General features: G+C 41.2%; 20 protein-coding genes. 17 read left to right on the top strand and 3 right to left on the bottom strand.

All coding sequences use genetic code 11. The annotated features are described in order from the left end of the window. The first annotated feature begins 142 nt into the window (after window positions 1-142). The 4 genes from MHH79_RS18335 (at window position 143) to wecB (ending at window position 6,216) form a co-directional block, all read left to right on the top strand. A complete protein-coding gene (locus MHH79_RS18335) occupies window positions 143-1,510 on the top strand; it encodes an alpha-glucosyltransferase N-terminal domain-containing protein (protein ID WP_100505893.1) in 1,368 nt (455 codons plus the stop codon). 34 nt (window positions 1,511-1,544) lie between these two features. Continuing rightward, a complete protein-coding gene (locus MHH79_RS18330; protein ID WP_340034796.1) occupies window positions 1,545-3,065 on the top strand; it encodes a glycosyltransferase in 1,521 nt (506 codons plus the stop codon). Between the two features lie 75 nt (window positions 3,066-3,140). Continuing rightward, window positions 3,141-5,051, top strand: coding sequence for a glycosyltransferase (locus MHH79_RS18325; protein ID WP_340034795.1), 1,911 nt, complete (start codon window positions 3,141-3,143; stop codon window positions 5,049-5,051). A 22-nt stretch (window positions 5,052-5,073) separates the two neighbouring features. Beyond that, on the top strand, window positions 5,074-6,216 hold the full coding sequence (wecB, locus tag MHH79_RS18320) for a UDP-N-acetylglucosamine 2-epimerase (non-hydrolyzing) (protein WP_100505891.1): 1,143 nt from the start codon (window positions 5,074-5,076) through the stop codon (window positions 6,214-6,216). Window positions 6,217-6,256: 40 nt separating this feature from the next. Here the strand turns inward: wecB and lytR are convergent, their stop codons facing one another. Further along, the gene (gene lytR, locus MHH79_RS18315) at window positions 6,257-7,177 is read right to left on the bottom strand and encodes a transcription antiterminator LytR (protein WP_015251104.1); all 921 of its coding nucleotides are present in this window, start codon (window positions 7,175-7,177) and stop codon (window positions 6,257-6,259) included. A gap of 212 nt (window positions 7,178-7,389) precedes the next feature. Between lytR and MHH79_RS18310 the strand changes: the two genes are divergently transcribed. The 13 genes from MHH79_RS18310 to MHH79_RS18250 all read left to right on the top strand — a co-directional run bounded on the left by MHH79_RS18310 (window position 7,390) and on the right by MHH79_RS18250 (window position 24,092). Further along, window positions 7,390-7,713, top strand: a complete 324-nt coding sequence (locus MHH79_RS18310) for a hypothetical protein (protein WP_063334755.1) — start codon at window positions 7,390-7,392, stop codon at window positions 7,711-7,713. A 27-nt stretch (window positions 7,714-7,740) separates the two neighbouring features. Then, a complete protein-coding gene (locus MHH79_RS18305) occupies window positions 7,741-9,894 on the top strand; it encodes a SpoIID/LytB domain-containing protein (RefSeq protein WP_038427951.1) in 2,154 nt (717 codons plus the stop codon). 87 nt (window positions 9,895-9,981) lie between these two features. After that, window positions 9,982-11,469 carry an N-acetylmuramoyl-L-alanine amidase gene (locus MHH79_RS18300; protein ID WP_047183280.1) on the top strand — a complete coding sequence of 496 codons (1,488 nt, stop codon included), beginning with the start codon at window positions 9,982-9,984 and terminating at the stop codon, window positions 11,467-11,469. Between the two features lie 219 nt (window positions 11,470-11,688). Then, window positions 11,689-13,593 carry a (poly)ribitol-phosphate teichoic acid beta-D-glucosyltransferase TarQ gene (gene tarQ, locus MHH79_RS18295; RefSeq protein WP_063334754.1) on the top strand — a complete coding sequence of 635 codons (1,905 nt, stop codon included), beginning with the start codon at window positions 11,689-11,691 and terminating at the stop codon, window positions 13,591-13,593. Window positions 13,594-13,827: 234 nt separating this feature from the next. Continuing rightward, on the top strand, window positions 13,828-14,487 hold the full coding sequence (locus tag MHH79_RS18290) for a sugar transferase (RefSeq protein WP_340034794.1): 660 nt from the start codon (window positions 13,828-13,830) through the stop codon (window positions 14,485-14,487). Between the two features lie 55 nt (window positions 14,488-14,542). After that, on the top strand, window positions 14,543-15,994 hold the full coding sequence (locus MHH79_RS18285) for an MOP flippase family protein (RefSeq protein ID WP_063334916.1): 1,452 nt from the start codon (window positions 14,543-14,545) through the stop codon (window positions 15,992-15,994). Then, window positions 15,991-17,160: a glycosyltransferase family 4 protein gene (locus MHH79_RS18280; protein ID WP_015483770.1), complete on the top strand. Its 1,170-nt coding sequence runs from the start codon at window positions 15,991-15,993 to the stop codon at window positions 17,158-17,160. The genes MHH79_RS18285 and MHH79_RS18280 overlap by 4 nt, the downstream gene beginning before the upstream one ends. Window positions 17,161-17,221: 61 nt before the next feature. After that, the gene (tuaD, locus tag MHH79_RS18275) at window positions 17,222-18,607 is read left to right on the top strand and encodes a UDP-glucose 6-dehydrogenase TuaD (protein WP_080467274.1); all 1,386 of its coding nucleotides are present in this window, start codon (window positions 17,222-17,224) and stop codon (window positions 18,605-18,607) included. An 84-nt stretch (window positions 18,608-18,691) separates the two neighbouring features. Further along, window positions 18,692-20,158, top strand: coding sequence for a teichuronic acid biosynthesis protein TuaE (gene tuaE / locus MHH79_RS18270; protein ID WP_063334752.1), 1,467 nt, complete (start codon window positions 18,692-18,694; stop codon window positions 20,156-20,158). Window positions 20,159-20,186: 28 nt separating this feature from the next. Continuing rightward, on the top strand, window positions 20,187-20,867 hold the full coding sequence (locus MHH79_RS18265) for a Wzz/FepE/Etk N-terminal domain-containing protein (RefSeq protein WP_063334751.1): 681 nt from the start codon (window positions 20,187-20,189) through the stop codon (window positions 20,865-20,867). A 23-nt stretch (window positions 20,868-20,890) separates the two neighbouring features. After that, window positions 20,891-21,649 carry a glycosyltransferase family 2 protein gene (locus MHH79_RS18260; protein ID WP_340034793.1) on the top strand — a complete coding sequence of 253 codons (759 nt, stop codon included), beginning with the start codon at window positions 20,891-20,893 and terminating at the stop codon, window positions 21,647-21,649. Between the two features lie 28 nt (window positions 21,650-21,677). Then, window positions 21,678-22,871 carry a glycosyltransferase family 1 protein gene (locus tag MHH79_RS18255; protein ID WP_309530304.1) on the top strand — a complete coding sequence of 398 codons (1,194 nt, stop codon included), beginning with the start codon at window positions 21,678-21,680 and terminating at the stop codon, window positions 22,869-22,871. Window positions 22,872-23,015: 144 nt separating this feature from the next. Further along, complete coding sequence (locus MHH79_RS18250) at window positions 23,016-24,092, top strand: MraY family glycosyltransferase (protein WP_003227975.1); 1,077 nt, start codon at window positions 23,016-23,018, stop codon at window positions 24,090-24,092. A gap of 72 nt (window positions 24,093-24,164) precedes the next feature. Here the strand turns inward: MHH79_RS18250 and tagV are convergent, their stop codons facing one another. After that, window positions 24,165-25,340 carry a polyisoprenyl-teichoic acid--peptidoglycan teichoic acid transferase TagV gene (gene tagV / locus MHH79_RS18245; protein ID WP_047183275.1) on the bottom strand — a complete coding sequence of 392 codons (1,176 nt, stop codon included), beginning with the start codon at window positions 25,338-25,340 and terminating at the stop codon, window positions 24,165-24,167. Beyond that, window positions 25,340-25,993, bottom strand: coding sequence for a YigZ family protein (locus MHH79_RS18240; RefSeq protein ID WP_003227979.1), 654 nt, complete (start codon window positions 25,991-25,993; stop codon window positions 25,340-25,342). The genes tagV and MHH79_RS18240 overlap by 1 nt, the downstream gene beginning before the upstream one ends. Window positions 25,994-26,162: the final 169 nt, after the last annotated feature.

The raw sequence follows: 26,162 nt of genomic DNA, 5'->3' as shown, positions 1-26,162 counted from the left end.
TTGATAGATAAAACAGTTTCACCTGATCCGGTATTTCAAGAAATATAACAGCTTCTTCATCTCTAGAGCCTGCTCAGCAAAAGTGATATAATGTAGTTCTGAAAATGTGACTGTACGAATTTATTCGAAAGGTAATAAATAGATGATGACGATTAAGGTTTCTACTCCAAAATTAGCATTTGTTTGTCAAGAGCTGAATGCTGCAAAAAAGTTTAGTATCAATACGATCGATTGGAATTATCCAATGGAAATTGTCACTTTACATCATGAGCCCAATGGGCCTTCTTCTTTTAAAGATACTGCTGTTATTAATATGTACAGCTACTTTAAAGGTTCTGAACCTCAGAAGGATAAAATCAAGCATCCGATTGAACAAGAAGGTTTAACATATATTCAAGAACCAAATAAGCCAATTTATCGTTATTACAATAATGGACGTTATATCAAATATCAAAGGTTTACAGCATCAGGAGAACTTGCTGTCATTGATTACTTTAATGAAAGCAGGCAAAGATTTAAAAGGGAAGAATATGATTTGTCTGGATATGTACACAGCTTAATGTACATGGATCTGGACACTAACAAACCGAAGCAGCATCTTTATTTAAGGGCAGATGGCACTTGTTATATGACAAAATGGTATAAGAATGATGGAACAACTGAAAAAATTGTCATTTTTGACGAAAAAGAGAATATAGTCAGTGTATTGTATTCAGAAAATGAACTTTCCCGTTATTTTCTGAGCCGCTTGATAAAGGAAGCGGATTATTTATTTATGACTTCTGAAATTGAGTTATATACTACATTAAAAACTCTTTCAGTTGAATATTCCTCCATGTATCTAGGTTTTATAGAGACGAATGAGATGTTGGAAAACCCTGAAAAGGAAATAGGCCACCTTGATGCTTTCGTGGTTCCTTCCTTGAAGAGATATCATGACATAATTAAAAATACGGGGCCTCGCACAAATATTTATTACGTTTCTGAAGAGCCGTTTACCCGCAAGCGTTTTGTGGACAAACTAATAGATCAGGTGCCATTTAATAATCAATTGAAGGATATGAATGTTGAGCTGTTAATGGCAGAATGGCAATCAAAATCCGATTTATATTTGTCATCCAAGGTTGAATTTAAAGGCTGCATTCCTCCCCATTCTGTTGGCCGCCATAAAATGTATTGGAAGTTAAAAAATAAAAAGAGCGGCACTGAAAGCACGTTTAACGCAAAAGTAAACAGCGAGGAAGAACTAATATTTACCGTAAGCGGTACACTTCGTATTCACTCTGTATTAGATCAGTTGTCCACCATTGAATTGTATCTCTGTTCCGAGTGGGATAATAGCTTCTTTGCATCAGGTGTGCGAATAACCGATTCAAAGGAAATTCCATTATCAGAACAAAGTATTTCAGGCTGGCAAGTTACTTTAGAAAAAGAAAATAATTATTTGAGTGTTCAGACTGCCGAGGGATTTCGGAGAAAATTAATGAAACGGCTGTTTGTGAAAAAATAGCAGACAAGGTTTTACCAGAAGAAGGAGCTTGAAGATGAGAAGGATCTTTTCACTAATATATGAAATAGACATTGAAAAAGGCGGCATTACAAGCTCTATGATGTCAAGATCTTTTACATTTGCGGAGCGCGGCCATAAAATCGATTTGGTTACACTTGATTATAAAGACAATTATGATCAGATTGAGCAAGTGCTGAAGAGCGCTGGAAGGCTGCATGCTGATGTGAATATCCTCAATATTTATGATGACTATAAAAATCAGCATAAGCATATGAAAGTTGGGGAAGTGCAACAAAGTTACTATGATCAAAATCGTAATCGCTTTGAAGAACCATACGCTGCGTATCATAATAAGGAAAAATTAGAAACGGAATACTTCAAGAATGGCTTATATATAAAAAAGAAAAAATGGGATGAGTCGGATAATCTTTTATATGTAGATCATTTCAATGAAAATATGCAAATGACAAAGCGAGAATTCTTTCATGGCGGTTATGTAAATAAAACTGTGATTTTCGATACAAGAAGCGGAAAAATCAATCAAATTCACTACACAGCACCCGACGGTTTCTGTTATTTAACAGAATGGTACCATTTTAAAACAGGAGCCAGTCAAGGAGTTATGCTGTTTGGCCGTGGTGAAAAGGAAGCTGTATTTTTCAAAAACAAGCACCAGTTTCATACACATTGGCTTGAAACGTTATGTGAGAAAGAAAAGGACCCTATTATCATCTGTGATGGAGTCGGAAGTGCTTCAAAAGTAAATGAAATGCGTGCAGGATTGGCAAAACGATTTTACTGTGTTCACTCAAATCATTTAGATTATCCTTATACGTTAGGCAGCAAAGTTCGAAACAATCATCAATATGCGATGGAGCATATTAAGGATTATGACGGGCTGATCGTATTAACGAATGAACAAAAAGAAGATATCATGAAGGATTTTGAGTCGAACAATAATATTTTTGTTATTCCTCATGCACCAAGAAGGCTTGAAAAATTACAAACGTATGAAAAAAAGAAAAACGAGTTTGTCATGGTGGCCAGATATCATGAGGAAAAAGGGATCGATAAGGTCATAAAAGCAATGGGAATCGTAAAAAAATCCCGGCCGGATATTGTCCTGAATATATATGGCAGCGGTCCCGGCTATGAGGAATACCAGCAATTGATCGATGATCTTAAGTTAGATAATGTACATTTAAAAGGGTATGTCGCAAATCCCGCTCCATTTTATCAGCAGGCGCTTGCCACATTATTAACATCAAAATTTGAGGGGTTTAGTCTCGCGATTTGTGAATCGTTTTCGTGCGCAACCCCTGTTATCAGTTTTGATGTGAAATACAGCCCGAGGGAGCTCATAAAAGAACACGAAACGGGAATGCTTGTAGAACCTGATCATATTGACCTGCTTGCTGAAAGTATCATTTATTTGTACGACAACCCTGAGAGAGCCATTCAATACGGAAAAAATGCAAAGAACTTAATGGATACTGAATATAGTGAAGCCCGATTATTTGAAAGATGGGAAGAAGTATTTGAAATAACGAAATAGTACGTTTTTGCACCATTTTTGTTCATTATATGAGCTTTATGTGAAGAAATAGAAGCGGATAAGGATAGAGGTGTCATGGTGAAAATCACTGCAGCAGTACCCACATACAACTCAGAACATTTTATCTCCCGCTGCCTGGATAGTCTGGTTCAACAAACCATGCCGAATAATGAGTACGAAATTATTTGTGTAGATGATTGTTCACAGGATGGCACGGTTTCAATATTAAAAAAGTACAGTGAACAGTATTCTAATATAACGGTTATAGAACGAGAAAAAAATTCGGGAGGGCCGGGGGAGCCGCGAAACCAAGCGATACGTGCTGCGAACGGTGAATACATTTTTTTTATTGATTCCGATGATTATGTAGGAATCGAAGCGTTCGAGAGAATGTATCAATTTGCAAAACAGCATGATTCAGATATTGTGCTTGGGAAAATGGTCGGTGTAAACGGCAGATCGGTCCCGCAAGCTATTTTTAAGGAAACGAAACCTGAGGCGGATCTTGTAAAATCTCCGCTTGTTTACTCAATAGGACCGACAAAACTTTTTAAAGTTTCACTGCTTAGAATGCATGACATATATTTCCCCTCTAATATACAGGCTACAGAGGATCAGGTATTTGTCATGCAGGCTTATTTAGAAGCGGACAAAATTTCTGTCCTGGCCGATTATGATTATTACTATGCTGTACAGCATGACGGCGAGCATATGACGTTTGCATACGTTGCGCCTCAAAGCTACTATGGCGCAATGAAGGTAATCATAGATATGATTCGTAATAGCCGTCTTTTACATAATCGCAAAATGAAGTTTATGGCGAAGTTTTTGAATCGTCATTTTGATTTTTCCAGAACAACGGACTTTACCGTAACAATCGAGGACGAACGGGAGCAGCAAAAATGGATGACAGAGCTGCATCATTTTGTTGAACAAAATATACCACGGGAAATTGATAAACTTGTTCATTCTCATACGCGGTTAAAATTACACTTTGTACGCCATAATGACCTAAAGGGCTTAAAGCAGTTTGAAGCTGATAAAGAAAATATGGCACAATATACGTCAGTTAAAAATGGTCATATCATAGCAAACTATCCCAGCCTTATCTCATATCATTTGGCAGAGAATGAACGGATTGTTGATGACAGAAACAAAATCAGTCATTACGTGAGCGAATTTCAAATGAAGGACAACACTTTCACATTAAGAGGGTCGGTTACCCACACGGCTTTACAACCAGAGCATCAAGCTATGCAAACTTTATACGGCATTTGGGTGCACCGTGATAGAAAAACTGAAAAAATCATTTCCCCAGTGTATTCTAAGGACGGAGAATTTGAATTTCTCACGAAGTTTACTGATTTGGCTATTCATGAAGAAGATATTGGTGTTTGGGATTTCTTTATTGAATCGGGGATAGACGGCTATAAAAAACGCGTCCGAATTGGCAGCAGCAGAGAACCGTATCCTTATTCAAAACATGCTAAATATATTGGGAATAACGGGGAATATGCTTTCAGCGCACGGCCGTACTTTACTAAAACCTATGATAATTTGTCGGTGGATATCAGAAAGCAGGAAGTTCTGAAAGTCGAATTCAGAGATAATGATTCGGACCAGCATTTAACGTTCGTATTTCCTGGAAGCCAATTGTTTTTTCCGAAGCAATCTTTATTATTGCTCGAATGCAATAACCAAGAGTTTTTAATACCAATAAAAAATCAAATCAGTTCAGCTGATGGGACAGTGATACAGGTTGATCGGAATCTCGTTCAGCAAAAGTTTGCTCCGGCTTATTTACAAAACACCAATATTGTTTTATCCATTAATTCTTATAAAACCACATTGGTTCCGAAAAAGGATGTCAGTGTGTACTTTTGCAGTAAAAATATTGAAAAAAAGCTATGGTGCTTTAAAATAAAGAAGAAAGTAGATCTATTTATACAATCGGACCAATCGAAATTCTATCTAACAGCCCGTTAAACAAAGAAACCAGGTGACAAATATGAAAAAACTAAAAGTTATGACCGTTTTCGGGACCAGGCCTGAAGCGATCAAGATGGCACCGCTTGTGCTTGAATTGAAAAAATATCCTGAAATAGATTCCTATGTAACGGTCACTGCACAGCACAGACAGATGCTCGATCAGGTGTTAGACGCGTTTCACATCAAGCCTGACTTCGATTTGAACATTATGAAGGAGCGCCAGACACTGGCAGAGATTACGTCCAACGCACTTGTGAAATTGGATGAGCTGTTTAAAGATATCAAACCTGATATTGTGCTTGTCCATGGTGATACGACGACGACGTTTGCCGGAAGCCTAGCCGCTTTTTACCATCAAATTGCTGTCGGTCATGTGGAGGCGGGGCTCCGTACAGGGAATAAGTATTCCCCGTTTCCGGAAGAGCTCAATCGACAGATGACAGGGGCGATTGCTGATTTGCATTTTGCTCCGACAGGCCAGGCGAAAGACAATTTATTAAAAGAAAACAAAAAGGCCGCCTCTATTTTTGTAACGGGCAATACAGCGATTGACGCACTCAACACAACGGTTAGGGATGGTTACTCACATCCTGTTCTCGATCAGGTGGGTAAGGATAAAATGATTCTCTTGACCGCTCACCGCCGGGAAAATTTGGGTGAGCCAATGGAAAATATGTTCAAGGCCATCCGCAGAATTGTAGGGGAATTTGAAGATGTACAAGTCGTTTACCCTGTGCACCTGAATCCTGTTGTCCGGGAAGCGGCTCAGAAGCATTTTGGTGGTTCTGACAGAGTGCATCTGATTGAACCTTTAGAGGTGATTGATTTCCATAACTTTGCAGCGAAATCGCATTTTATATTGACAGATTCGGGCGGCGTGCAGGAGGAAGCCCCATCTCTCGGGAAACCAGTGCTTGTTCTGCGTGATACGACGGAACGGCCTGAAGGAGTGGAAGCGGGAACGCTGAAACTTGCAGGTACGGATGAGGAAAACATTTATCACCTGGCAAAACAGCTGTTAACTGATCATGATGAGTATAAGAAAATGTCCCAGGCTTCTAATCCGTATGGAGATGGAGAGGCTTCTCGCCGGATTGTGGAAGAATTGCTGTTTCATTACGGGTATCGGAAAGAACAACCGGATTCATTTACAGGCAAATAAAAAAGAAGCTTTGCACATTGTGCGAAGCTTCTTTTTTGTTTTACTTTTCGAGGCTTTCCTTCAGCTCTTTTGTAATATCGGAAAGGGCGCTTTCATCAGCTTGGTAGTAGTAAATTCCATTGATTTTCGTGCCTGTACCTTTTAGTTCGTGCTGTTTAATATGTTTCCGCGCACCTTTGTAATCGGACTGGATATCCCACATGTTATCGAAGGTCAAGTTCGTTTTCACATTATCTTCAACAACTTTAAACATATCTCCGAATTTCGTGATGGAAGAAATATTAGCGCCTTTATTAATAATACCTTGGATGACTTGGCGTTGGCGGTCCTGGCGTCCGAAGTCGCCTCTCGGATCTTCTTTTCTCATCCGGGTATAAGCGAGCGCTTCTTTTCCGTTCAGCGTGATTTCTCCTTTGCCGAACGAATAACCGTCATAACTGAACGCGAATGTGCTGTTAACTGTAATGCCGCCAAGTGTATCAACAACGTCTCTAAAGCTTTCCATGTTCACTTTTACAAAATAATCAACCGGAACATCGAGGAAGTTCTCAACAGTGTCTACCGTCATCTGCGTGCCGCCGAAAGCGTATGAATGGTTGATTTTATCCATTGTGCCTTTTCCGATAATTTTTGTATACGTGTCACGCGGAATGCTGACCATGTCGGTTGTATTCGTTTTTGGGTTAACGGTCATATAAATGAGCGTATCGGCACGGCCCTTATCGCCGTCGCGTTCATCCACACCCATGATTAAGACGGAAAAAGGATCTTTTTTATTAATACTGACCTCTTTATCCCTCTTTTTCGATTTATCAATGCTTTCATGAATACTTGCCACGGTTGATGCTGCTTTATGCCATAAGTAGTATGCATAGCCGCCTGTTCCGAGTACAAATACGGCCACAATGGCTAAAATGACAAGTAACGCCTTTCTTTTTTTCTTTCTTTTTTCAGCTCTCATAATAAAGTCCTCGCTTTTTTGTAATCTAGTACGATTATAAGTTTCTTAATATTTGAAAACAACTAAAATTTGTCTGATTCTTTACAATAGACGGCTCCTTGTAACAAATGTTTCGGTATTTTAAGAAAATCCGCAAAAATTTTTCGTTGTTTTGAAAGAAATCTTAAAATAAGCTTAAAATTGTCGATAAAAAGTGGAGAGGTGATATAGGAATGAAAAAAATTGCTATTTTAATGTTCTCAATGCTGCTTCTTTTGTCTGCGTGCGGCACAGCTCAGAACTCATCAGGAGCAGAAACAAATTCAGACAGCCAGGATGCGGCTGCAGAAGAGACAGTAACGAAGGAAGGCACTTTTGCCGGTTTGGCGGACAGCCATACAATTGCAGTCACTATTGATGATAAAGAGACGTCGATTCAGGTTGGTTCAGACCTTCAGGACAAAATGAACAACATTTCAGAAGGGCAAAAAGTTGTTGTCAAATATACAAAAGATTCAAATGGCGCTTTAATGCTTAAGGATCTTGAGACAAAGTAATAAAAAACTCTTAGGGGGTTCCATGTTTTGAAAAAAATGAAGCTCTTGCTTCTATCGTCAGTCACTGCGGCGGCTGTAGCATGTCCGGCGTTTATGCAGACTGCGAAAGCCGCTGATAAAACCATTTCGGTTAAGCTGAGTAATTATGTAGGCAGCAAATCAAGTTTGGATGTCGATATCACAGGCGGATATGAAATTCCCGGCTCAAGAATTGCGGATACGGAGCGATATGGAGGAGCAACCCGTTTTGATGTTGCCAATAATGTCGCCTCTGCCGGATGGACAAATCCAACGACTGTGGTCATTGTGAATCGGGACGCTTTTGCCGATGCGCTCTCAGCAACCCCACTTGCCAAAAAGTACGATGCACCGATTTTATTAACAGATGCAGATTCGCTAACACCAAAAACAGAAAGCGAAATTGCAAAATTAAATCCTGACAATATTCTCATCATTGGCGGGACAATCAGTGTTTCTAAAAATGTAGAAAATACATTAAAAAAATATGGTTCTATCGATCGGATTGGCGGAGCAACCCGTTACGAGGTTTCTAAAAACATAGCCGATCGGATGGGGAATTACAGCCAGGCAGTAGTGGCCACAGGCATGGTCTTTACGGATGCCCTGTCAATCGCGCCATATGCTGCAATGAACGGTTATCCGATTTTACTTGCGGGAGACAATAACATCCGCAGTGATTACAAAATTCCAAGCAAGGTTACAATTGTCGGCGGTCCGTTGAGTGTCAGCACTGGTGTGGAAGCTGCATTAAAAAAGAAGGCAACTGTGAAACGGATTGGCGGCGTTTCCCGATATGAGGTATCTGCCAATATCGTTAAAGAATTAAATATGAAAGCAACAAAGGTATTTATGTCAAACGGCCAAACATTCGCGGATGCATTAACGGGATCTGTGCTTGCAGCAAAGCAGGGAAGCCCTTTACTGCTGGTTGAATCAGGCAGCCTTCCGTCACCAGTCGCTGATGTAGTAGCGTCAAAAGGAACTCAGTCATTTGCGCTGCTTGGAGGAAGCATTTCCATCAGTGATACGCTAAAGAACAAACTGGCAGATACTTTTGCAGGAACTGGATATACAGTCAAGTTAACCGGCGGAAACCTAGTGCTTTATAAAAACAGTACTGCAATCAAGACGCTTGGAACGTCTTTTACAGCACAGCCTAAAAAATATGCAACTACAAATTCTATCAGTCTGAACGGAACGCCATATCTCGGAAACATGAAATTTACAATAGAGTCAGGCAAATATGTTCGGCCAATCAATGTGAATATCCCCTTTGAAGATTATTTAAAGGGTGTTGTTCCTCATGAAATGCCGGCCAGCTGGCAGAAAGAAGCGCTTAAAGCCCAAGCTGTCGCAGCGAGAACTTATTCCATCAGTTCGGCCGGAAAAGAAGTACAAGACACCACCGCTTTTCAGGTATATGGCGGATATGACTGGAATTCAAAAACTTCAGAAGTGGTCGAAGCTACAAAAGGAAAAGTTTTGAAATACAATGGGAATTTGATTTCAGCTACGTATTCCTCAAGCAACGGCGGCTACACAGAAGCGAGCGGTGAGGTGTGGAGCAGCCAGCTTCCTTATTTAATCGCCAAAAAAGATACGTACGACCCGCAAATCAGCTGGTCTCTGTCTTTAAATAAAACCCAGCTTGATAAGAGCAGTCTGAATCTGAAAAGCCCGGGTTCTTGGTGGAGCTCTAAAAATGAAACAAACTCATCATATTTGAGCGGTTTGAAAAGCTGGTTTATTAAAAATAAATACAGCAATGCCGAGTCTATCAAAATCACGAAAATATCCAGTGTGAAATTCAGCACGGAGAAAACTGCCGGTCAGCGGCCGGAAACAGCAAGCGTCACATTCTCATATTTCGTGAAAGAAAAATCAAATGGCTATATTCTGTCAAATGGAAGCCTCAGTGAAAAAACAGCAACAATTACTGTACCTGCAACAGAGCTGAGAACGATGCTTGGCGCTTCCAATATGAAGAGTACATATGCTTCTGTCTCAAGCAATACAAACGCCTTTCTCATTAGCGGTAAAGGATACGGACACGGCATAGGCATGAGTCAGTACGGAGCCAATGCCAGAGCAGCTGCCGGACAATCTTATACAACAATTTTAAGTTTTTACTATCCGGGAACAACTCTATCAAGCTATTAAAAGATTGTTAGAGTCAAAGGAGGCGAGATGCCTCCTTTGTTCGTTATTTGATTTATGAATCATTATGAATCTTTGGAGGGACTATCTTTGCGGATCTTTCTTAAAAGCATACCTATGCTGATACTAGGAGTCGTGTTATTTGTACCAAATGCGTTTGCGGCCAACTCTGTTACAAGGCTGGATGGAGCAAGCAGATATGAGGTTGCAGTAAATGTATCAAAACAAGGCTGGAGCAGTGCGGGCACGGTTGTTATAGCAAACGGAACAGCATATGCCGATGTATTAACTGCTGCACCTTTGGCTTACAAATACAATGCCCCGATTCTATTGACGGAATCATCTAAACTGACTGCACCGACTAAAGACAGAATCAGCCAGCTTAAACCGAGCAAGGTCATCGTCATTGGCGGAACGATCAGTGTTTCTAACAACGTTGTAAGCGACATTAAAAAATTGGGTATTTCCAATGTGGAACGGATCGGCGGAAGAAGCCGCTATGAAGTTGCTCAAAATATTTCTAAAAAATTGTCTTCAAATTCAAAAGCAGTAATCGCAAATGGAACGGCATATGCTGACAGTCTGGCAATCGGTTCTTATGCTGCCCGTAACGGTATTCCAATTCTTCTGACGACTGCAAGCTCTATTCCCGAACCAACGAAAAATGCGATGAACAGCAAAGGAACAACATCGACTATTGTGGTCGGGGGAGAAATCAGTGTCTCAAAAAGCGTTTACAGCCAGTTGCCATCACCAACAAGGATCGGCGGGAACAGCCGTTTTGAAGTGGCTGCCAACATAGCGAAAAAGTATTATTCTTCATCAAAAGCTGCATTTGTCAGCAATGGCTATCAATATGCAGATGCTTTAGCGGGTTCTGTGCTGGCGGCGAAGCAAAATCGCCCAATGCTATTTACTGACGCCGGTTCATTGCCGACTGCGACAAGAACAGTCATCGGATCAAATAGCAAGAACACTTTCACAGTTCTTGGGGGAACCATTTCAGTTACCACAAATGTTGTGAATCAGCTGAAAAATGTGATTGTTGGCAAAAAGGTATTTGTGGATGCAGGACATGGTGGTTATGACAGCGGAGCGGTCGGTAATGGTTTAAAGGAGAAAGATGTTAACCTTGCCGTTGCTAAGCTTGTAAACAGCAAACTTTCCAATGGTGGAGCCATTCCGATTATGGCCAGATCTACAGATGTTTTCTTAGAGCTTTCAGAGCGGGTTGCAAAAGCAAAAAGCAATAATGCAAACCTGTTTGTGAGTATTCACGCCAATTCAGCGAGCCCAGCAGCAACCGGTACTGAAACCTACTATTATACAAAATATGAGTCAGAAAACAGCAAACGGCTTGCGACAGAAATACAAAACAGACTCTATAAAGCACTCAATACTCAAAACCGCGGCGTGAAAATCGGGAATTTCCATGTCATCAGAGAATCAACGATGCCGAGCAGTTTAGTGGAGCTGGCGTTCATTTCAAATGCGAACGACGCAAGTAAGTTAAAGAGTGCTTTGTATCAAGAAAAAGCAGCTCAAGCAATATATGAAGGAATCATTGGATATTATTAGGGGATTAAATTAGTAGACATCAATAGCGGCTTGCCGGCAGAACCCATCAGGAATTGCCGGCAAGCTTTTTTATACGATAAAATGAGAAAAATTTTAAACCACATATGCTATGTAAAAGTTTAACAAAATTTAAGGTTAGGCCTATTCTTATTGACAGATGTTTTTGATATAATTATCAGGCAAAAATATAACCGATCCATTAGGGTAGTGAGGTAATCGATGAAAATAAGCATTGTTATCCCTGTATATAATTCAGAAGATCTTATTTCCGAATGTCTTGATAGCTTAGTTAACCAAACGATGCCAAAAGAGGATTATGAGATTATATGTGTCGATGATAAATCTACGGATTCATCTTTAGACATTTTGAATCGATATAAAAAGAAATATGACAATATTGTTGTTGTTGAAAGAACCGTAAATTCAGGCGGTCCAGGTGCGCCGCGGAATGATGCAATAAAAATTGCCAAAGGTGAATACATCCTGTTTGTTGATTCCGATGACTATCTAGGCAATGAAGCATTGTTAAGATGGTACAATTTCTCAAAAGAGAATGATTCAGATATTACTTTAGGTAAGTTAAAAGGGATAAACGGCCGAGGTGTTCCCAAATCAATGTTTAAGGAAACAAACCCAGATGTTGATTTGGTTGATTCCAAAATTGTTTTCACATTGGGACCCCAAAAACTGTTTAAAGCCTCACTTTTAAAAGAAAATCAAATCATCTTCCCTACTCACATAAAAGCAGCGGAAGATCAAGTCTTCACAATGAACGCTTATTTAAAGGCAAAGAAGATTTCTGTTTCAGCTGACTATGATTATTACTATCTGGTCAAAAGAGACGGTGAACATATGAGTGTTGCTTATGTTCCCCCAGAGAACTTTTATGGAGCAATGGAAGATATTATTTCTGCTATCAAGGCTAGTGACCTGGAAGAAGGAAGAAAAATTAAACTGATGGCAGTATTTTTAAACAGGCATTTCGATTTTTCGCGGACAAAAAATGTCACAATAAAAATGAAGACCGATGAAGAAAGAGCTGAATGGTTTAAATATTTGTCTTCATTTATTCATGCAGTACCTGAAGAGGCTGATCAATTTGTGCTTCCGCATATCAAATTGCGTCTGCTGTTTATTCGGAATAATGATTTGCAGGGGTTAACCCAGTATGAGCGTGAGGAACAAGACATTAAAAAGTTCTGTGTTGTATATAACGGGGATTTAATTGCACGTTATCCGAGCTTAGAGCGATATCCAATTTCTGAAGAACTATTAAAAGTGAATTATAAAAATAAGCTTGAGCATTATCTGCAAAATATTGAATTTAACGATCGCAGCCTCAGCATTCAAGGAACCATTAAACACAAATTGGTTGATGATGAAATGAATCAAAATCAATCTCTGACAGGAGTATTTGTTCATCGCGATACAAAGGCGGAAAAATACATTGCGCCGGCTAAGTATGAAAATTCAACATTTACATTTGAGTGCAAGTTTGATGAACTGGCATCTGCAGAAGAAGATTTAGGCGTTTGGGATTTCTTTATTGAATCGTCGATAGACGGCTACAAATTAAGGGCGAGAATCGGAAACAAGCGTGCTGCGTATAAGTATTCTACAAAAACGATGTATTTAGGGCATAATGCTTTGTTTGTCTTCAGTGCAAGACCATATTTCACAATGAACTACGATAATCTTTCGATTGATATAAAGAAACATGCCTATACAGAAGCAGAACTTTCATATGAAACAGAATCAAAAGATTTATCATTTATTTTTAAAGATAAGCAAATCTGTTTGCCAAATCATTCAAAAATCATTGTGAATACCGGACAGTCTGAAATCTCATTACCGGTAAAACGTATAGAGTTAGAGCCTAATTGCACAAAATTGACGGTAAACGTGCAGAGTTTGCTTGAACAGCTAGTTCATGTAAAGAAAGAGCGATTAATTGAATTTGCGATAAATACTTCCCAAAATAAAATCAGTGCAAAAGTGGATAACCAAACAATTGTCCTGGACACACGGAACGTGGAACGAAAATCCATGTTATTCTTTAGTAAAATGGTTGAGGTTCAATACAAGCTGTTAACCTCTAAATCAAAGTTTTATTTTCAATATTAAATGCTTCTCAACGAAAAGAGACAAATCAGTAAAATGATTTGTCTCTTTTTTTAAACAATATGCTTAATTTTTAAAAAAAGTGTCTAAAACAATAAAAAGTTTACGGGTAAATGTCAGAAAAAATAACAAATTCACACTTCTTAACATACCATTTACATCCAATTAACATCCGTCTGCTAAACTGACTGGCATAGGTCATCATAACATCCCAAACAAATCGTGAGGTGTGTGTCAGTGAGTGCAGAGAAAAGCATGAATGTGAGTCGTGAATTCTCAGTTCAGCAAATACATTCTTTTACATTATCTGAAAAGACGGCTCGTTATTTGGCAATAAAGCGCGTAATGGATATTTGGTTTGCGCTCATTGGGTTGGCGATTGCGCTGCCAATGATTGCGGTATTTTCAATATTGATTTGTTTGGAGACGCCGGGGCCTGCCATTTATACGCAGGAACGCGTAGGGAAAGGCGGGAAACCATTTAAGCTTTATAAGCTTCGTTCCATGAAAATAGATGCCGAGAAGTCTGGGGCGGTTTGGGCACAGAAGCAAGATCCGCGGGTGACAAGGATCGGAGCTTTTATCAGAAGAACGAGAATTGACGAGCTTCCTCAGCTGTTTAATGTGCTGAAAGGCGATATGAGTATGATTGGCCCTCGTCCGGAACGGCCTGTATTTACGGAAAAATTCCAGAATGAGATTCCAGGCTTTACACAGCGTCTGGTTGTTAAACCGGGATTGAGCGGCTGGGCTCAAGTGAACGGCGGTTACGATATGACGCCGAAGGAAAAGCTGATATTTGATTTATATTACATTCGCAATCTGACTTTCACTTTAGAATTAAAAATTATGTTAAAAACTTGTAAAGTAGTTTGGACGGGTGATGGTGCAAGATAAAACAGAATGCCATTATTCACCATCAATCTGAGCTTAAAAAGAAGTAGGGAATATGATGCCAAGTATTACAAAACAAATCATGAGCGGTGCAAAGTGGACAAGTATTTCAACTATGTGTATTACAATCATCCAAATTGTTCAGTTTGCCCTGCTTGGAAATATGATGACCTTAACAGAATTTGGGCTTGTCGGCATGATCACAACGGTTACAGTTTTCGCCCAGATTGTGCTCGATATGGGTTTTGGTGCAGCATTAATTCAGAGAGACGACGCGACGGAGTGCCAGCTGTCAACATTGTATTGGCTTAACATTATGACGGGCGTTTTGCTGTTTGTTCTTTTATATGTGAGCAGTCCTGTCATTGCGGGATTTTATCAAAGAGAAGAGCTGGTGTTTCTGGTTCGGATTCTGGCGATTATGTTTTTGATCGCGCCAATTGGACAGCAATATCAGTATATGCTGCAAAAGCAGCTGCACTTTAATACGTTAAGCAAAATAGAGATTTTTTCAAATGTATTGTCATTCGGATATTTAGCGATAGCGGTTTTTATGATGGATGCGATTTTGGCGTACGTGATTTCTCAAGTCCTGCTGCAGTCCAGTAAAGGGATTTTATATTGGGCTGTATACCGAAAAAAGTGGCATCCTGCTTTTGTTTTTGATTTGAGAGGCATGAAGGATTTCTTTTCTTTTGGAGCCTTTCAGCTTTCATCCCGTCTTGTGAACAGACTGGGAGCAAATATCGACATGATTTTGATCGGCCGGTTTATTGGTGCTGAAGCATTGGGGATTTATAACCTCGCTTATCAGATTGTCACCATTCCGGTTTTGAAGATCAATCCGATTGTCACACGGGTGGCATTCCCTGTTTTCGCAAAAAACAAATATGAAAACAGCGTGATCAGAGAAGGCTTTCTGAATATGACAAAAATGCTGGCGCTTGTTTCGTTTCCGCTGTTAATCGGGCTCGTGTCTGTGTCAGACGCCTTTATCACAGCGGTTTTCGGAGAAAAGTGGCTTGCTGCTGTTCCGATCCTGAATGTTCTGGCCATTGTCGGGATACTAAGAGTGCTCATGAATCCAAATGGATCTGTACTGCTGGCAAAAGGAAGAGCTGACTTAGCGTTTTATTGGGATTCCGGCGTACTGCTGCTGTACGGATTATCACTGTTTGCAGCTGTACAGACGGGAAGTCTGCTGACAGTCGCATGGGTGTATGCCATTATCAGCGTTGTTAATTTCCTGATCGGGCGCTGGCTCCTGGCATATGTCATCAAGCTTAACCTTTCAGCTTATTTCCAGTCGATTATGAAGCCATTTCTGATTACTGCGGCGATGGGCATCATCGCGTTTGGTGTAAGCCTCAGTACCGAACACTTCAGTATGCAGGCAGAAATGCGGCTGGCCATTTCAGTTGCGGCCGGGGCGCTGTGCTATCTCTTTCTTTTGGTAAAAGCGTACCCTCAAACGAAAAACAAACTACTAAGAAAAGGGCGTTTGTCATGAAGATTTTGTGGATCACAAGCGTATATCCGAGCAGTATGAAACCCGGAGAGGGTGTGTTTCATGAGACACAGGTGCAAGAGCTGCAAAAACTCGGGCTTGATATCACTGTGATATGCCCACGGCCTTTTCATTCAGCACCTGTCCGCATGCTGAAAAAGACATATCGAAAAAAGGATGCCAGACCGGAGTATGAGATTAGAAAAGGGATACCGGTTTACCGGCCTTTCTATCGGGCAGTTCCCGGCCAGCTGAAGTGGGCGCAGCCTCATCGGAGAATCGCATCAGCCGTTTTAAAAACAATGAAACAGCGCGACCTATATCCGGATCTGATCCATGCTCATTTTGCCATGCCATCGGGCGGGGCTGCGGCAGTCGTGTCAGAGTCAGCGCAAATTCCTTATATCCTGACCTTGCATGGAAGTGATGTGAATGTCTATCCGCATTATAGCAAAGGAGCGTTTAAAGCCTTCAAGCGTGCCGTAGGTTCTGCGTCAGTTGTTTTAGCAGTCAGCCACAAGCTTCAGGAAGAAGCCAAAAAGCTTTCGGGCTTTGACAGCTCGGTTTTGCCAATTGGCATACAGCTCAGCCGTTTTCAGGAGAATGAGGAGACGAAAGAGGAAATCAGAGAAAGACTCGGACTCCCGCTTGATCAGCGTCTGGCTGTCTATGTCGGCCGGCTGGTCAGAGAGAAAGGCATTTTTGAACTGTCTGAAGCGATCGAATCGCTGCAGGACCCACCTCAGGCAGTCTTTGTCGGGGATGGTCCCGCAAAATCGACGCTGACGCAGAAGGGGCATATCGTCACAGGCCAAGTGCCGAATCATCATGTAAGAGACTATTTACTTGCGGCAGATCTATTCGTGCTTCCTTCTTACAGTGAGGGGATGCCGACTGTTGTGATTGAGGCGCTGGCGCTAAGGGTTCCTGTTATCTGTACGGATGTTGGCGGAGTGTCGTCTTTATTCGGAAAGCACCAACATCTGCTGATTAAACCGAAATCCGCTCAAGCCTTGGCGGAAGCGATCACTCGGTACGAACATGAGCAAATATGGAAGCCGGAAGTAGCAGATGACTTGTATGAAACCGTGCAGGCTCAATTTGACGCAGGAAAAAACGCCAAGGCTTTGCATCATCAGTATCAGACGGTCACGAAAACGTCCGTTTAATCGTAAGACACTGCGACCAATATAAATAGGAAGATCATTTTACAGGAGAGGGATGAGCGCTGTGAAAAAAATAGCTGTCATTGGAACAGGTTATGTAGGACTCGTATCAGGCACTTGCTTTGCGGAGATCGGCAATAAAGTTGTTTGCTGTGATATCGATGAATCAAAAATCAGAAGTCTGAAAAATGGGGTAATCCCAATCTATGAACCAGGGCTTGCAGACTTAGTTGAAAAAAATGTGCTGGATCAGCGCCTGACCTTTACGAACGATATCCCGTCCGCCATTCAGGCCTCAGATATTATTTATATTGCAGTCGGAACGCCTATGTCCAAAACAGGTGAAGCTGATTTAACGTACGTCAAAGCGGCGGCGAAAACAATCGGTGAGCATCTTAACGGCTACAAAGTGATCGTAAATAAAAGCACAGTCCCGGTTGGAACAGGGAAACTGGTGCAATCTATCGTTCAAAAAGCCTCAAAGGGGAGATACTCATTTGATGTTGTATCTAACCCTGAATTCCTTCGGGAAGGGTCAGCGATTCATGACACGATGAATATGGAGCGTGCTGTGATTGGTTCAACAAGTCATAAAGCCGCTGCCATCATTGAGGAACTTCATCAGCCATTCCATGCTCCTGTCATTAAAACAAACCTAGAAAGTGCAGAAATGATTAAATACGCCGCGAATGCATTTCTGGCGACAAAGATTTCCTTTATCAACGATATCGCAAACATTTGTGAGCGAGTCGGCGCAGACGTTTCAAAAGTTGCTGATGGTGTTGGTCTTGACAGCCGTATCGGCAGAAAGTTCCTTAAAGCGGGTATAGGATTCGGCGGTTCATGTTTTCCAAAGGATACAACCGCGTTGCTTCAAATCGCAAAATCGGCAGGCTATCCATTCAAGCTCATCGAAGCTGTCATTGAAACGAACGAAAAGCAGCGTGTTCATATTGTAGATAAACTTTTGACTGTTATGGGAAGCGTCAAAGGGAGAACTATTTCAGTCCTGGGATTAGCCTTCAAACCGAATACGAACGATGTGAGATCAGCTCCAGCGCTTGATATTATCCCAATGCTGCAGCAGCTGGGCGCCCATGTAAAAGCATACGATCCGATTGCTATTCCTGAAGCTTCAGCGATCCTTGGCGAACAGGTCGAGTATTACACAGATGTGTATGCTGCGATTGAGGACACTGATGCATGCCTGATTTTAACGGATTGGCCGGAAGTGAAAGAAATGGAACTTGTAAAAGTGAAAACCCTCTTAAAACAGCCAGTCATCATCGACGGCAGAAATTTATTTTCACTTGAAGAGATGCAGGCAGCCGGATACATTTATCACTCTATCGGCCGTCCCGCTGTTCGGGGAACGGAACCCTCTGACAAGTATTTTCCGGGCTTGCCGCTTGAAGAATTGGCTAAAGACTTGGGAAGCGTCAATTTATAAAAAGAAAAAGTGTTACTTGGTTGAAGCTGCCGGCTGCTAGGCTCGGCCGCCGGCTCCTGAAACATCAGGAAAGGGGTTAAACATGTGAGTATCAAACGATCAGCGGTCCATACGCTAGCGTTACTGGCCGCTGCTATATTTGGAGTCGTCCTATTGCTGGGAGCCATCCATAAAGATATAGGTTTCATGCAGATGGCTGCTGTGCTTGCGGTGTTGGCAATTGGCCTGTTTTTACTGACGCTTGCAACCGCATTTACAACAAGAGAACGGCTCTTTATGGCTGTAATCTATATTTTGATCGGCTGCACTTTTTTAAATAATGCATTTTTCGCTATTCATCTTGGATTTTTCAGTTTGTTCCTTTACCGGCTTCTGCTCATTGCAGCGGGTTGCCTTCATATTTTCGGCATGGTTCGGAATCGAACCCATATTGAAAGATGGCATGGGCTGCAAGTAAAAGGGATATTGCTCTTTTTCGCCTTTTGGCTTATATATGGCCTTGTTTCTCTGCTGTGGGCCAAGTCGGTAACAGTTGGCCTCAAGTATTTAGCCTTATTGGCAATGGGAATTTTCTTCATTTATCTTATTGTCATGTACGTGCAAAAAATGGAGCGGCTGATGATTGTTTATGCCATTTGGCTGGTGATGACGGTATTTCTGATGATCATTGGTTTTTACAATCATATCACCCACCATCATCTTGCGAGTTCCACATTGTACAGCGGACCGGAGTATAAGCAGCATTATCCGACATCGGTCTTTTTTAATCAAAATGACTTTGCGACCTTTTTATCCATCAGCTTCTTTTTTTACATCACGATGATGAAAAACATTAAGAATGGATACATCAAGGCAATTGGCCTTGTGCTCTCGCTCTGTGCGTTGTATTTAATTTTTGCCACTGGTTCAAGAGCCAGCCTTCTGGGGATTTTTGCAGGTATTGCTGTCTACATTTTCATTGTATTGCCGCCTGTTTTAAAGAAAATGGCTATATGGCTGTCGGCGGCAGGAATTGCTCTTTTCGCAGTTCTTTTCGCCAGCAAAATCTATTCAAAGTTTTGGGAGCTGTTTCTGGCCCCGCAGACGCTGCATTCATTTCATGACAGGCTTCCATCAAATGTGGCTCGGGCAAATCTGCTGAAAAACGCTTGGCATTTTTTTCTTGATTCATACGGATTCGGAGTCGGAGCAGGAAATGTATCCTATTATCTTGAGCATTATGCTGTATATGATACTGACAATGTGGCAGAGGTGCATAACTGGCTTGTTGAAATTCTTGCTAATTTTGGCTTGTTCATCATGCTGGGATATCTGTCCGTTTATGCCTACCTCATATGGGTGCTTTACAAGTTTTATGAAAGAAAATTAGAAAATCAGTCAAAACTGATCACAGAAGGACTTATTACCGCTATGGTCAGTTTCCTGGTATCAAGTATCAGCCCAAGCTCTGTTTCAAATTTATTTTTCCATTGGGTGTTTATGGCGCTCGTCATCGCCGCCGTGAATGTGTTAAGGCGGTCCAGACAAATGCCTGAGCCGATGTACAGATAAACAGACTACAAAAAGCAGGGAGACTTATATGAACGATATATTGATAAGAATAGCCCGTCGCATAAAAAAAAATATCATTTGGATCATAGCGGTGCCAATTATATTAGGTGCGGCGGGGTATATCCTGCCGTCACAGATCGCTGATCAAAAGAGCTATACAGCTGAAGATACTTTGGCTGTGGGGAGCTATGATCATCCGGTTTATAACAGCACAGAAGAGATTCCGCTTCTGCTAAAGAGCGACTCTTTTTTGAAGGAGGCGCTTCCTGATGAAAAGGATGAAGATGTAGCAGAAATCAAAGAGAAGCTTACCATCAAAACGGAATCCAAATCGTTACTGACTTTAAGCTATAGCGACGAGGATAAGGATAGAACGGAATCTATCTTAAACGCCATTTCCTCCACCTTTCTCAAAAACGATCAAAAGCTGTATGCAGAAAGAGAAGCCGTCATCCGCAGCAGCATAGACGCGCTTGAAGGCGAGTCGGTGAGCGAGGATTCCAAAGTGGATAAAGAGAGATTTTTGTATGAGCTCAAAAACACACAGCTTAACCTGAAAGCGGCAAGTGTTACTGATTCCGAAACCGTAAGTGAGACAGCAGGCGGCGGAATGTCTCCGAAAAAGAAAGCAGTTCTCGGCGTTATGATTGGCCTTACGATTGCCTTTATGTTCGTTGTCATTCCTGAATTTTTCAGGGAATCCTTTTAAAATCATACGATGGAGATGTGATCATGACCAATTGGAAACCTCTCGTATCTGTCATTACACCTTCCTATAATGCGTGTGACTATATTGAAGACACGGTTCATTCGGTATTAGATCAGAGCCATCCTCATTGGGAAATGATTATCGTGGATGATTGCTCAACGGATGGGACCCGCGACATTTTACAGCAGTATGAAAAAATAGACGAAAGAATTCATGTGGTGTATTTGGAAGAGAACTCCGGAGCTGCGGTTGCTCGCAACAAAGCGTTGGAACGCGCTCAAGGGCGCTACGTAGCATTTTTGGACAGTGATGACAAATGGAAAAAAGACAAACTGAAAAAGCAGCTTGAGTTTATGATGGAGCGCTCCTGTGCGTTTTCTTTCACGGGCTACAGCTTAATGGCGCAGGACGGGACCCCGCTCGATAAATTTATTCATGCGCCGGAAAGCCTGACGTACGATGACGCCCTGAAAAATACAATTATCGGCTGCTTGACGGTGATGATTGACAGGGAGCAAACGGGACAGATCCAAATGCCGAATATCAGAACGAGACAGGACTTAGCCACATGGCTGTCTCTTTTAAAAAAAGGATTTACTGCCTATGGAATGAATGAATGCCTGGCTGAATATCGGCTTGTCAATAACTCAATTTCCAGCAACAAATGGAAGGCTGCGAAAAAAACGTGGTTTGTCTACAGGGAGATCGAACGGCTTCATTTTATGAAAGCAACATGGTGTTTTGTTCAATATGCAAAAAACGCGGTAAAAAAAAGATTATAGCCGCAAACAGAGAGAAAAGGTGATGAAGGTGGAAACAAAAGAAGCAATCATTCATGTCATCGTTGCCACTGCTGAATGGGGAAAAGACCAATTGAGATACAGAAGGCACCGGCTGGCAGAATTTTTAGCTGCTCAGGAGGAAACGAAGGAAGTTATTTGGGTATGTCCGGCTCCGCGTGCCCAAGGGAAAGAGTTTCAGGAAGTCCATTCTGGCATCAGGCAATTCGCTGTCAAAGACCTGCTGCAGAAAAAAATGTTTCGTTTCGGACGATATACAGATGTCTTTTACAGACATAAGCTCTCCCCATTACTCGATGAGCTTACATTAGCTTCTGCAAACGGTGAACGCTGCTGTTTATGGTACACGTTTCCCGGATTCCCGCTGCTGTCTTCGCTGTATCCTTGGGATCAGGTCATTTATGACTGCAGTGACTTATGGGCGGCGCCGATCAGCGGCCGGTCAAATCTGCTGTCTGAATTTCGGCGAAAAGTCATTAAATCGGCAGAGCTGAGAATTATACAACGAGCAGATTCAATAACCTGCTCATCAGATTATCTTCACAAGGAAGTAGACAAAAAACTGACTGCAGGACGAGAGAAGGTTCATACTGTGGAAAACGGTGTGGAGTATGAGCTGTTTTCTGCAAATAAACAAGCTCCCGATCGCAGTATACTGCAGGGGAGAGAAGGAACAGTGTTAGGTTTTATCGGCGGAATTAAACCGAAGCTCGATTTTAAAATGATTGAAGAAGCCGCCCTGCAAAAGCCTGATTGGACATTTTTATGGGTTGGCCCGGATGCCACCAATGGTGACGTTTCGTTTCAAGAGCTGCTGAGGCTTCCAAATGTCATATGGACCGGCCCGGCAGATCCGAAAGAAGTTCCGCATTTTATGGAGCTTATCGACATTGGCATCATGCCTTATAAAAAATCATCGTATAATCAAGCTGTGTTTCCGCTGAAACTATTTGAATTTTTAGCGGCAGGAAAACCTGTCGTCGGCTCTAATCTTCCGTCAACCTTAAAAATGCAAAAGCCGTATGTATACGAATATGTAGAAGGTGATCATCCAATTGATTTTATAGCAGCTTGTGAAAAAGTTCTCGAACAAAACGGAGACGAAACCTATAAAGAAATGCGCCGAAACATCGCTCGCACTCAAGATTGGAATTGCTTATTTAGACAAATTATGAAATATACAGGGATTCAAAAACATGCGTAGTCCTATAAATTGGGATGCGCGTTTTTTGATTATACGTGTTTCTTTTTGATGAAGCTTGTTATAATAACTAAGGAGAAGGTATAATGGAAGGAACGGTTCTCTATATAAATAAAGACTTCATTTAATTCCAAAGGAGACTTCTTTATGCTTGACGAACGCATGATTCGCATTGTTGTTGCGTTTATTGTCTCGCTGCTGACAGTTTTAATCATAACCCCAATCGTAAAAAGGATTGCGATTAAAATAGGTGCAGTTGACCAGCCCAGCAATCGAAAAGTACATGACAAAATCATGCCCCGCATGGGCGGGCTGGCCATATTTATCGGGGTGGTTGCAGGCGTGCTTGCATCCGGTATTTACACAGAAACAAGGATGACGGCAATTACAGTCGGAGCATTCATCATCATTGTGTTAGGTATTCTTGACGATAAATATCAATTAAGTGCAAAAGTTAAGTTTTTGATTCAATTAGGTGTAGCCATTATGATTGTAAGCACTGGCTTAAAAATGGATTTTTTCTCAGTACCTTTTTTAACAGAACGGTTTGAGTTAGGATGGATGGCTTATCCGCTGACGGTATTATGGATTGTCGGCATCACGAACGCAATTAACCTGATTGATGGATTGGATGGCCTTGCTGCCGGTCTTTCTGTTATCGGCCTGTCCACGATCGCTGTCATGGCGCTATCCGGCGGAAAAGTGCTCATTCTGTCACTCTCATTAGTCGTTATTGCCAGCACGCTGGGTTTTTTGTTTTACAACTTCCACCCGGCAAAAATCTTTATGGGAGATACGGGATCACTTTTTTTAGGGTATAGTATTTCGATTCTTTCATTATTAGGCCTGTATAAAAGTGTCACATTGTTCAGTATCGTTATCCCGATTATTATATTAGGCGTACCGATTTTTGATACAACATTTGCTATCATCAGGAGAATATTAAACAAACAGCCGATTTCAGCGCCTGATAAGTCGCATATTCACCATAGACTGATGGCCTTTGGCCTTTCACATCGGATGTCGGTCTTAGTTATTTATTTGATTGGATTTATTTTCAGTATCAGTGCGATTGTACTTAAAAGTGCCACAATTTGGCTTTCTTTGTTTATTATCTTCATTTTAATTATTTTTATGCAAATCATAGCAGAAGTGACAGGACTCGTGAATGAAAAATTTAAGCCGTTTACAAAGTTTTATAAACGGCTGGTGAAAAGGAATTAAAAATTCCGGCTTATGTGCCGGAGTTTTTTTCTGCGCAAAAATGCCCGATCCTCTAAAAGGACCGGGCATTTTTTAATAGGATGAATCAGTTGTTGAATTCGTTGTACTGTTGTTTGAGCTTGTGCTGCTGTCATTCGAATAGCTGCTTCCGCTCGTCGTCCCATCAGTTGTTGTGCCAGTGCTGTCAGAACTGCTTGAGCTGTCAGTCCCGTCTGTTGCATTTCCGGTACCGGAAGTGCCAGTGCTTGTATCAGGAGTATAATCTAAATGCTCTTGAAGCGTTTTTCTGACTTTCTCGAGATTTGTAGCATCAGGTTCAAAGTAATATGTGTTGTTAGGCCCTAAATACAAATCAGAACCTGTAATACTCAATGTGTCGATTTTTTTGCTGGTAAAGCCGCTGTAAATCTGCTGAAGCGCTAAACCTTCAGTAATGCGAATATTGGTTTCAACGTTTTCGCTGGCTTTTTCTGCGATTTTATCAATTTTAGCAATGTTGCTTGCACTTGACATTCGGTCAATCAGCGCGTTTAAGATTTGTTTTTGTCTGTCATTACGGCCAAAGTCTCCGCGTTTATCCTGTTTTCTCATCCGGGCATATGCCAAGGCTTCTTCGCCGTTTAAATGCATCTCGCCTTTTTTGAAGTAAATCCGTTTGCTTTCGTCTACATCACTTTTTTCATCGAAATCGAAAGGCACGTCTACATCAATACCGCCGACTTCATTAATCACATCTTTAAATCCGTCAAAATCAACTGTGACATATTTATCAATCGGGATTTGCAAGAAGTTTTCAACAGTTTCAACTGTTTCATCTTTACCGCCTTTGCTGTAAGCGGCATTGATCTTCGTCTTGCTTCCGGTTGTGTCACCAGCTAATTGCACACGTGTGTCACGCGGAATGCTCAGCATTTTCATGGTTTTATTTTTGGGATCCAGGGTAACAACAATAAGAGAGTCTGATCTCCCTTTTTGTCCTTTAGTCGCGTAATCCTCTATTCCCATAAATAAAATAGAAAACGGTTTTTTCTTCATGTCTACAACTTCGTTGCGAAGATTTGATTTATTCCCGCGGGATAGGGCATCGTACGATTCATCCGCAGCGTTAATGGTTTTATAAAGTTTATACCCGCCAAGTCCTACAACTACCAATAGTGCAAGGGCGAACAATAACATAATTCTTTTTAAAATTTTCCTGCGTTTGCTCTTTTTCTTTTTTCGCACACGCACTCTAACGCGTTCAGCCATTATTCAGTCTCCTTTATGTGATTGACGGCTTTTTCAAGATACGTCAACTCTCCCTCTTTAATATCACTCTTTCCATTTGTCAGTTCTGTCATCCATTCAGAAAAAGCGTTTGTTTCTTTTTCTTCGACGTATGTTTCGAATTCAACATTTTCTGAATAATGGATTTCCTTTAACAGAAATTGTGACTCCCTTAATTCATTTTCAATCTTGCCAAGCCATGTGTAATCTGCAGAAGTATGCATGATTCGCATAAGCTTCCGTTCTACAACACCTATATGATTTAATCCTTCAGACACTGATTTCCCATAAGCGCGAATTAATCCGCCAGCACCAAGCTTAATGCCTCCGAAGTAGCGTGTAACGACGGCGCAAGTATCTTTCAGCCTACGTTTTTTTAAAACCTCAAGCATCGGCACTCCCGCTGTACCGCTTGGTTCCCCGTCATCATTGGCTTTTTGGATATGATCATTCTCGCCAATAACATAAGCCGAGCAATTATGAGTCGCATTCCAGTGCTGTTTCTTTATTTTCTGTATAAATTCCTGTGCCTCTTGTTCGGTAGAAACACGGCTTAAATGACAGATAAAACGCGATTTTTCTATAACAATCTCGTGTTCTCCTGCTTCTTTCACAGTAAAATAGCTGTGCAGCATGCTAGCTGACCCTCCTGCTAAGCATAAAAGACTGCCTATACAAATTCGTACAGTCTTTAGAATTTTTGTGCGTATTTTGGTATCATAAAGAGTAGGTAGTATATAAAAATGTTTTTTTCTAGAATATACGCATTCTTTCATTATAATTCGACATAATTTGCAGATCAAT

Source organism: Bacillus sp. FSL K6-0993 (assembly GCF_037977205.1).
GTDB classification, from domain to species: Bacteria; Bacillota; Bacilli; order Bacillales; family Bacillaceae; genus Bacillus; species Bacillus subtilis.
Note: the sequence above shows the minus strand (reverse complement) of the source record. Positions and strands in the feature narration are given on the sequence as shown.